The organism is Massilia sp. CCM 8734, assembly GCF_011682155.1.
Lineage (GTDB): Bacteria > Pseudomonadota > Gammaproteobacteria > Burkholderiales > Burkholderiaceae_D > Telluria_A > Telluria_A rubra.
The window spans coordinates 16667-26455 of sequence record NZ_WHJI01000031.1 but is presented as its reverse complement, the minus strand read 5'-3'; the positions used below and the strand labels follow the sequence as shown (position 1 = coordinate 26455).

Annotated in this window: 8 protein-coding genes; 7 read left to right on the top strand and 1 reads right to left on the bottom strand. The window is 62.6% G+C overall.

The genetic code is table 11. The annotated features are described in order from the left end of the window. Positions 1-24: 24 nt before the first annotated feature. Positions 25-3189 carry an error-prone DNA polymerase gene (locus tag F2P46_RS24355; protein ID WP_166895073.1) on the top strand — a complete coding sequence of 1055 codons (3165 nt, stop codon included), beginning with the start codon at positions 25-27 and terminating at the stop codon, positions 3187-3189. Positions 3190-3459: 270 nt separating this feature from the next. Here the strand turns inward: F2P46_RS24355 and F2P46_RS24350 are convergent, their stop codons facing one another. Further along, positions 3460-3861, bottom strand: a complete 402-nt coding sequence (locus tag F2P46_RS24350; protein ID WP_166895071.1) for a PRC-barrel domain-containing protein — start codon at positions 3859-3861, stop codon at positions 3460-3462. A gap of 230 nt (positions 3862-4091) precedes the next feature. Here F2P46_RS24350 and F2P46_RS24345 point away from each other — a divergent pair, with 230 nt between their 5' ends. The 6 genes from F2P46_RS24345 (at position 4092) to F2P46_RS37910 (ending at position 9786) form a co-directional block, all read left to right on the top strand. Next, positions 4092-5771, top strand: a complete 1680-nt coding sequence (locus F2P46_RS24345) for a CTP synthase (RefSeq protein WP_166895069.1) — start codon at positions 4092-4094, stop codon at positions 5769-5771. After that, the gene (gene kdsA, locus F2P46_RS24340) at positions 5768-6622 is read left to right on the top strand and encodes a 3-deoxy-8-phosphooctulonate synthase (RefSeq protein WP_166895067.1); all 855 of its coding nucleotides are present in this window, start codon (positions 5768-5770) and stop codon (positions 6620-6622) included. Before F2P46_RS24345 ends, kdsA begins: the two co-directional genes overlap by 4 nt. Before the next feature lie 103 nt (positions 6623-6725). Next, positions 6726-8009 (top strand): phosphopyruvate hydratase, encoded by a 1284-nt coding sequence (eno, locus tag F2P46_RS24335; protein ID WP_166895066.1) that lies wholly within the window; start codon positions 6726-6728, stop codon positions 8007-8009. Between the two features lie 49 nt (positions 8010-8058). Next, positions 8059-8397, top strand: coding sequence for a cell division protein FtsB (ftsB, locus tag F2P46_RS24330; protein ID WP_166895064.1), 339 nt, complete (start codon positions 8059-8061; stop codon positions 8395-8397). Positions 8398-8827: 430 nt separating this feature from the next. Further along, complete coding sequence (locus tag F2P46_RS24325; protein WP_166895178.1) at positions 8828-9370, top strand: GbsR/MarR family transcriptional regulator; 543 nt, start codon at positions 8828-8830, stop codon at positions 9368-9370. Continuing rightward, a complete protein-coding gene (locus F2P46_RS37910) occupies positions 9367-9786 on the top strand; it encodes a DUF393 domain-containing protein (protein WP_229509442.1) in 420 nt (139 codons plus the stop codon). Before F2P46_RS24325 ends, F2P46_RS37910 begins: the two co-directional genes overlap by 4 nt. Positions 9787-9789 lie beyond the last annotated feature (3 nt).

The following is a 9789-nucleotide window of genomic DNA, read 5'->3' as shown; positions in this document are numbered from 1 at the left end:
ACATTTGATTGTAATATTTTTTCCATGAGTACCGCCGCTGCCGCCCCCCGCCTGCCCGATTACGCCGAGTTGTATTGTTTGACCAACTTTTCCTTCCTTCACGGCGCTTCCCACGCAGAAGAACTGGTGGCCCGCGCCGTCCAGCTCGGTTACTCGGCGCTGGCGATTACCGACGAATGTTCGCTGGCGGGGGTGGTGCGGGCCCACGCCGAAGCCAAAAAGGCGGCGCTGCCCCTGATCATCGGCGCCCACTTTCACCTGTGCAACGCTGATGGCAGCGCGGCCCTGTCGCTGATCCTGCTGGCGCAGAACCGCAATGGCTACGGCAACCTGGCCGAGCTGATCACCCTGGCGCGCACGCGCAGCGCCAAGGGGACTTATCTGCTCACACCCACCGACCTGGCCGCGCCCGCCGCCGCCTACGCCCACCTGGCCGGCATGCCCGACTGCCTGGCGATCTTGCTGCCCGCCTATCCCGGCCACGATGCGGCCGACCTCGACCGCCTGCACCCCCAGGCCGCCTGGATCGCCGCCACCTTTCCCGCGCGCGCCTGGCTGGGCCTGAACCTGCTGCACCGCGCCTTTGACGAAGCGCACCGCGCCACGGTTGACGAAGTGGCCTGGCAGCATGGCCTGGCCGTGGTCGCGCTGGGCCACGTCTGCATGCACGTGCGCTCGCGCAAACCGCTGCACGACACCCTGTGCGCGATCCGCCTCAACACGCCCGTGGCCGAGTGCGGCTACGAACTGGCGCAAAACGCCGAACAGCACCTGCGCGCGCGCCTGCGCCTGGCCAACCTGTACAGCCCCGAGGCGCTGGCCGAAACGCTGCGTATCGCGCGCCTGTGCACGTTTTCGCTCGACCAGCTGCGCTACGAATACCCGGACGAACTGGTGCCGCCCGGACAAACGGCAGCGGGCTACCTGCGCGCCGAAACCTACATTGGCGCGCACCACCGCTTTCCGCTCGGCATACCGGCCAAGGTGCAGGAACAGCTCGAAACCGAGCTCGGGCTGATCGGCGAACTGCGCTACGAACCCTATTTTTTGACCGTGTACGACATCGTGCGCCATGCGCGCTCGATCGGCATCCTGTGCCAGGGGCGCGGCTCGGCCGCCAACTCGGCCGTGTGCTACTGCCTGGGGATTACCGAAGTCGACCCCGCGCGCGGCAATCTGCTGTTCGGACGCTTCATTTCCAAGGAGCGCGACGAGCCGCCCGACATCGACGTCGACTTCGAACACCAGCGGCGCGAAGAAGTGATCCAGTACATTTACAACAAGTACGGGCGCGCGCGCGCCGCCCTGGCCGCCGTGGTGATCAGCTACCGCCCCAAGAGCGCCCTGCGCGACAGCGGCAAAGCGCTCGGGGTCGACGTGGCCATCGTCGAAAAAGTCGCCAAGACGCACCATTGGTTCGACAGCAAGGACGACCTGGTCCAGCGCCTGGCCGAATGCGGGCTCGACCCGGATTCCCCGCTGGCCCAGCAATGGGCCACCCTGGCCCAGCGCCTGCTTGGCTTTCCGCGCCACCTGTCGCAGCACCCGGGCGGTTTTGTCATCGCCGCCGGCAAGCTCTCGCGCCTGGTGCCGATCGAAAACGCCAGCATGGCGGACCGCAGCGTGATCCAGTGGGACAAGGACGACCTGGAAGAACTGGGTTTGCTGAAAGTCGATGTGCTGGCGCTCGGCATGCTCACGGCGCTGCGGCGCGCGCTCGAGCTGGTGGGCGAGCTGCGCGGCACGGTGTTTTCCCTGCAAGACATCCCGGCCGAGGACCGCGCGACCTACGACATGATTTGCGCGGCCGACACGGTGGGCGTGTTCCAGATCGAATCGCGCGCGCAGATGAGCATGCTCCCGCGCATGCTGCCGCGCACCTTTTACGATCTGGTGATCGAAGTGGCGGTGGTGCGGCCGGGGCCGATCCAGGGCGGCATGGTCCATCCCTATTTGCGCCGGCGCCAGGGGCTGGAAAAGCCCGACTACCCCAAGGAAGAATTGAAGGAAGCGCTGGAACGCACCCTGGGCGTGCCGATTTTCCAGGAGCAGGTGATGCAGGTGGCCATGATCGCGGCCGATTTCACGGCGGGCGAGGCCGACCAGTTGCGCCGTGCCATGGCCGCCTGGAAACGCAAGGGGGGACTGGAAAAATACTACGGCAAGATCGTCGACGGCATGCTGAAGAAAGGCTACACGCTCGACTTTGCCGAATCGATCTTCAAGCAGATCAAGGGCTTCGGCGAATACGGCTTTCCCGAATCGCACGCCGCCAGTTTCGCGCTGCTGGCCTACGCCAGTTCCTGGCTCAAGTGCCACGAACCGGCGGCTTTCCTGTGCGCCTTGCTCAACAGCCAGCCGATGGGCTTCTACAGCCCCTCGCAACTGGTGCAGGACGCGCGCCGCCACGGCATCGAGGTGCGCGCGGTGGACGTGGCCATCAGCGGCTGGGATTGCAGCCTGGAGGTGGGGGAGGGCAGCCAGCCCGCGGTGCGGCTGGGTTTGTCGCTGCAGCGCGGCATGCGGCCCGAGGCGGCGGCGCGGATCGAAGAAGCGCGCGCCGTGAAGGCCTTCGGGAGCGTGGCCGACCTCGCGCGCCGGGCCGCGCTGGACCGGCATGACCTGCAGGTGCTGGCTGGCGCCAATGCGCTGGCCGGCTTGTCCGGCAACCGGCGCCAGGCCTTGTGGCAAGCGCTGGGCGCGGTGCCCGACAAGGACTTGCTGCGCCCCACCACGCCGCAGGAAGAGGTCCCGTTGCTGGAGGCTCCGAGCGAAGGCGAAGACATTGTCGGCGACTACCGCGCGCAGGGCTTGACCCTGGGACGGCACCCGCTGGCGCTGCTGCGCGCGCGCCTGCTCGCGCAGCGTTTTTTACCGGCGTCGCAACTGAACGGGTTCAAGCAGGGACAACTGGCGCGCGCCTGCGGCATCGTCACGGTGCGGCAACGTCCGGCGACGGCCAAGGGCGTCCTGTTCGTCACCATCGAAGACGAGACGGGCAATGTGAACGTGATTGTCTGGCCGAGTCTGGTGGAACAACAGCGGCGCGAAGTGCTGGGAGCGAGTTTGCTGGGGGTGTACGGGGTGTGGCAGCGGGAGGGGGAAGTGCGGCACCTGGTGGCCAAGCGGCTGGTCGACATGAGTCACCTGATGGGCCGGCTCGACACCAACAGCCGTGATTTTTGCTAGTCCTGCAACCGGGGTCAGAGCTTTAACTTGAAACATTTCATAACCGGGGGGGGGAGAGCCCGATGCTCCGATGCTCCGATGCTCCGACGTCCCGACGCCCACTAAAGCCTATGAACACGCAGGACCGTTAACCTCAAAACCGTCATTCCCGCGAAGGCGGGAATGACGGTCTTGAGGGTAGCGGAAGGGGCAGCGTCTGCCGAGAGTCAGCATCCGCCGAGAGTCAGCGTCCGCCGTCGAGAGTCAGCATCCGCCGCTTTTCCGCGCAACTTACTGCGTGTTGGTGCCGTAATAGCTGTGAATCTGGCTCGACCATTGCTGGTTGGCCATGTCCGGCCAGTGATCGGTGTCGAAACCTGGCGCATTGTCGATGCGCTCTTTCTCGATATCGAGCGTGAAACGCTTGTTGGCGGTGTCGAGCGTCAAGGCAGCCCAAGGCACCGCAAACAATTTCTCGCCAATGGTCAGCACGCCGCCGCTCGACATGACTGCATACGCAATCTTGCCAGTACGCATGTCCAGCATGATTTCCTTGATTTCACCAAGGTGCTCGTTTCTCAGGTTATGCACATGGTCGCCGATCAGCGTATCGGCGCCCATCAGTTCCGGACCCGGGCCTTTCGAGCCCTTGTCGACATACATGCCATAAGCATCGCGTTCTTCGTAGGACATTTTGACCTCCTGTGGTAAAAGTTCAATCCTGAGGCTTGAGCAAGATCACGTCTGTTCGCTGGCGCACACCAAATGAATAATTGGCAATCTTTCAAATTGATTAATAAGGCATCCCCGACGTAGCCGTCGGCTCGGCCGTCGTTGCTGTTTTTTACCTTGTTTTGCGGAAGCATTGGCCGGTTTAAGGTATAATTTCAATTTCCCGCACGTGCCGTTCGGCACCATCTGCAATGACCAAATTTGTCTTCGTCACCGGTGGCGTTGTGTCTTCCCTTGGAAAAGGGATTGCCGCCGCCTCCCTCGCCGCGATCCTCGAATCGCGCGGCCTTAAAGTCACCATGCTCAAGCTCGACCCGTACATCAACGTCGATCCCGGCACGATGAGCCCGATGCAGCATGGTGAAGTCTTCGTCACCGACGACGGCGCCGAAACCGACCTCGACCTGGGCCACTACGAGCGCTTCATCAGCACCCGCATGCGCAAGGTGAACAACTTCACCACCGGCCAGATCTACGAATCGGTGATCCGCAAGGAACGCCGCGGCGAATACCTCGGCAAGACCGTGCAGGTGATCCCGCACATCACCAACGAGATCCAGGATTACATCTACCGCGGCGCCGAAGGCGTGGACGTGGCGCTGGTCGAAATCGGCGGCACCGTGGGCGACATCGAATCGCTGCCCTTCCTCGAAGCGGCGCGCCAGCTGTCGCTGCGCGCCGGGCGCAAGTCGGCCGCGTTTGTCCACCTGACCCTGGTGCCGTACATCGCTTCGGCGGGCGAACTGAAAACCAAACCGACCCAGCACAGCGTGCAAAAGCTGCGTGAAATCGGCATCACCCCGACCGCGCTGCTGTGCCGCGCCGACCGCCCGATTCCCGACGACGAACGCGCCAAGATCTCGCTGTTCTCGAACGTCGAAGAGCAGGCCGTCATCTCCGTGTGGGACGCCGACACCATTTACAAAGTACCGCAGATGCTGCACGACCAGGGCCTCGACGCCATTATCCTCGAAGCCCTCGGCCTGGAAGCGCCGCCGGCCGACCTGTCGATGTGGACCAAGCTGATCCACGCGCTGGAAAACCCGAAAGCGGACGTCACCATCGGCATGGTCGGCAAATACGTCGACCTGACCGAGTCCTACAAGTCGCTCACCGAAGCGCTGCGCCACGCCGGCATCCACACCGAAAGCCGGGTCAACATCGAATACCTGGACTCGGAAGACATCGAGACCAAGGGTTGCGAACACCTGGCCAAGTACGACGCCATCCTGGTGCCGGGCGGCTTCGGCAAGCGCGGCGTGGAAGGCAAGATCATGGCGGCGCGCTACGCCCGCGAAAACCAGATTCCCTACCTCGGCATCTGCCTCGGCATGCAAGTGGCCCTGATCGAATACGCGCGCCACAAGGCCGGCCTGGTCAACGCCAACTCGACCGAATTCGACACCGACACCGACCAGCCGGTGGTGGCCCTCATCAACGAGTGGCAAAACCATGACGGCAAGGTCGAAAAGCGCGACGAAAAATCCGACCTGGGCGGCACCATGCGCCTCGGCGCGCAAACCTGCGCGGTCAATCCGGGCACCCTGGCCTTCGACATCTACGGCAGCGTCGTCACCGAGCGCCACCGCCACCGCTATGAGGCGAACAATCACTACCTGGCGCGCGTCGAAGCGGCCGGCATGATCGTCTCGGCGCGCACCCCGACCGAAGACTTGTGCGAGATCATGGAACTGCCGCGCACCGGAGAAAATGCGCACCCGTGGTACATGGGCGTGCAGTACCATCCCGAGTTCAAGTCGACCCCGCGTACCGGCCACCCGCTGTTTACGTCGTTCATCAAGGCCGCGCTGGCGCACAAGGCAGCCAACGGCCAGGCAGCGCCGGTCGCACCAACAGGAGAAGCAGCATGAAGCTTTGCGGTTTTGACGTCGGCCTCGAGCACCCGATTTTTCTCATCGCCGGCACCTGCGTGATCGAATCGCGCCAGATGGCGATGGACACCGCCGGTACCTTGAAAGAGATCACCTCGGCGCTTGGCATCCCGTTCATCTACAAGTCTTCTTTTGATAAGGCCAACCGCTCCTCGGGCACCTCGTTCCGTGGTCCCGGCATGGACAAGGGCCTCGAGATCCTGGCCGACGTGCGCCGCGAAATCGGCGTGCCGGTCCTCACCGACATCCACACGATCGAAGAAATCGCCGCCGTCTCAAGCGTGGTCGACGTGCTGCAAACGCCGGCCTTTTTGTGCCGCCAGACCGACTTCATCATCGCCTGCGCCCAGTCGGGCAAACCGGTCAACATCAAGAAGGGCCAGTTCCTCGCGCCCGGCGACATGAAGAACGTGATCGACAAGGCGCGCCTTGCGGCCAAAGAAGCGGGCCTCAATGAAGACAACTTCATGGCCTGCGAACGCGGCGCCTCGTTCGGCTACAACAACCTCGTCTCCGACATGCGCTCGCTGGCGATCATGCGCGAATCGAACTGCCCGGTCGTATTCGACGCGACCCACTCGGTACAACTGCCGGGCGGACAGGGCACCTCATCCGGTGGCCAGCGCGAGCACATTCCCGTGCTCTCGCGCGCAGCCGTGGCGGCCGGTATCGCCGGCCTGTTCATGGAAACGCACCCGAATCCCGCCCAGGCGCTGTCGGACGGCCCCAACGCCGTGCCGCTCGGCCGCATGAAGGAACTGCTCACGACCCTCGTCGAACTCGACCGCGTGGTCAAGAAAGCCGGCTTCCTCGAATCGCACTTTGCGTAAGTTTGTGTAGTGCGGCACTTGCTGCCATCCCGATCGCCCTGACAGATGCAGGCGGACCGCCAACGGTCCGCCCACCTTTTTCTTACCCTTTGGAGATTGAAATATGAGTGCTATCGTTGACATTATCGGCCGCGAAATTATCGATTCACGCGGCAATCCGACCGTCGAATGCGACGTGCTGCTCGAGTCGGGCGTGATGGGCCGCGCGGCGGTGCCGTCGGGCGCGTCAACCGGTTCGCGCGAAGCGATCGAACTGCGCGACGGCGACATGAAGCGTTACTTCGGCAAAGGCGTGCTGCAAGCCTGCGAAAACATCAATACCGAAATCTCCGAAGCCATCATGGGCCTGGACGCGAACGAACAAGCCTTCCTCGACCGCACCCTGATCGACCTCGACGGCACCGAAAACAAGAGCCGCCTGGGCGCCAACGCCATGCTGGCCGTCTCGATGGCGGTCGCCAAGGCCGCCGCCGAAGAAGCCGGCCTGCCCCTGTACCGATATTTTGGCGGTTCGGGCGCGATGCAAATGCCGGTGCCGATGATGAACGTCATCAACGGCGGCGCGCACGCCGACAACAACCTGGACATCCAGGAATTCATGATCATCCCGGTGGGTGCACCGAGTTTCAAGGAAGCGATCCGCTACGGCGCCGAGATCTTCCACACGCTCAAAAAGATCCTGCACGAGAAAAAGCTGGCCACCTCGGTCGGCGACGAAGGCGGCTTCGCGCCGAACGTGGCCAACCACGAAGAAGCCATCAAGCTGATCATGCAAGCGATCGAGCAGGCTGGCTACGAGCCGGGCACGCAGATCTGCCTGGGCCTGGACTGCGCCGCGTCCGAATTCTACAAGGATGGCAAATACCACCTTGAAGGCGAAGGCATGCAGCTCACCGCCACCGAGTTCACCAACATGCTTGCGACCTGGTGCGACAAGTACCCGATCATCTCGATCGAAGACGCGATGGCGGAAAACGACTGGGAAGGCTGGAAGATCCTGACCGAAGCGCTGGGCAAGAAGGTACAACTGGTGGGCGACGACCTGTACGTCACCAACACCAAGATCCTGAAAGAAGGCATCGAAAAAGGCATCGCCAACTCGATCCTGATCAAGATCAACCAGATCGGCACCCTGACCGAAACGTTCGCGGCGATCGAAATGGCCAAGCGTGCCGGTTACACTGCCGTCATCTCGCACCGTTCGGGCGAGACCGAAGACTCGACGATCGCCGACATCGCCGTTGGCACGAATGCCTTGCAGATCAAGACCGGCTCGATGTCGCGTTCGGACCGCATGGCCAAGTACAACCAGCTGCTGCGCATCGAAGAAGACCTGGGCGACATTGCCAGCTATCCTGGCCGTAGCGCTTTTTACAACCTGAAGTAAGCTGACCGCACCGGCCGGCCACGCGTCGGCCGGTGCCACCCTCCCTTTCATGCGCCTCATTACGCTCGTTCTAGCGACCCTCCTGATCCTGATCCAACTGCCGCTGTGGCTGGGCAAGGGCGGCTGGCTGCGCGTGGGCGAACTGGAAAACCAGGTGATGGTTGCGCAGCGCAAGACGGTGGAACTAAAAGCGCGCAACGCCAAGCTCGACTCCGAAGTGCACGACCTGACGAATGGGACGGGCGCGGTGGAAGAGCGTGCGCGCTTCGAGCTCGGCATGATCAAGAAAAACGAAATCTTCATCCAGATTTTGGATGCCAACGGCCATCCGAAAGAATCGGCCACCCCGCTCCCGCCGCCCAAGCCCGACGCCAAGACCACCCCCTGAAGCAAACTCCTAGCACCGGGGTCAGAGCTCTAATTCGAAATAAGTTAGCCACTGGCACGGCTAGATCCAACCGGGGTCAGAGCTTTAAATTGAAATAGTTTTCTCTTAGGTAACTTATTCGATCTGAATTGCTTCCCACCATGCGCAAATTTCATCACTGCTAATCGATTCCTCCTATGGGACGATTGATTGCTCGTAGAACGTTGGGCGCATTCGTTTTTACAGTAAGTACCAACTCGCGTTGCCGGATAGGCCGAAATTGCTAATTAAAGCTCTGACCCCGGTTGTAGGTGGGCGGCTCGTCAGCTTATCGGCAGTGATACCTAATCATCGGAAAAATCCTCTGCCTTTTCTATCATTTGCGTTGACAAATACTTGCAATCGGTATTTAATTTCTGTAACGACAGAAGTGAATGAAATTGGAGAAAACATGGCGCTGGGACCGACCGAACAGAAATTCGTGCTGCATTGGGGCGAGATGGGCACGCGCTGGGGCGTGAACCGTACCGTGGCGCAGATTCACGCGCTGCTGTTCCTGGCCAACCGCCCGCTGGCGGCCGAGGATATCGCCGAGGCCTTGTCGGTCGCGCGCTCGAACGTGAGCAATAGCCTCAAGGAGCTGCAAAGCTGGAACCTGATCCGCGTCACCCACTTGATGGGCGACCGCCGCGATCATTTCGTCGCCCTCCAGGATGTGTGGGAGATCTTCCGCGTCATCGTCGAGGAGCGCAAACGGCGCGAGATCGATCCGACCCTGACCGTGCTGCGCGAATGCGCCATCGAGGGCAATACCGACAGCGCGCTCGAACCAGCCTCGCTGGCGCGCATGAACGAGGTGCTCGCTTTCCTGGACATGCTCGGCACCACCTACGACGACTACAAGCACCTGCCGCCGGCGACCCTGCAGCGCTTCCTGAAAATGGGCGGCAAGGTCGCGCGCTTCCTCGGACCGGACGACAAGGCCCCATCATGAGCGGCGCCGAACTGACTCTCTACTTCGACGGCAAATGCCCGTTCTGCCGCGCCGGCATGGACAAGCTGGCGCGCTGGGACCGCGCCGGGCGCCTGGCCTTTGTCGATATCGCCGCCCCCGGTTTCGATCCCGCCCACCTGGGCGTCGACATGGCCGCCCTGAACCGCGAGCTGCACAGCCAGGCGCGCGACGGCCGCGTGCTGGTCGGCGTGGACAGCTTGCTGCGCTCCTACACCCTGGCCGGCCAGGCCTGGCGCGTGCTGCCACTGCGCGTGCCCGGCCTGCGCGCCGTGTGCAGCTGGTCGTACCGCCTGTTCGCGCGTCACCGCTACCTGATGTCGCGCGTGCTCGGTTATCGCGCCCCCGGCTGCGTCGATGGCGTGTGCGAGCGTCCCAATCCCTTCTTCAAACAATGAAAG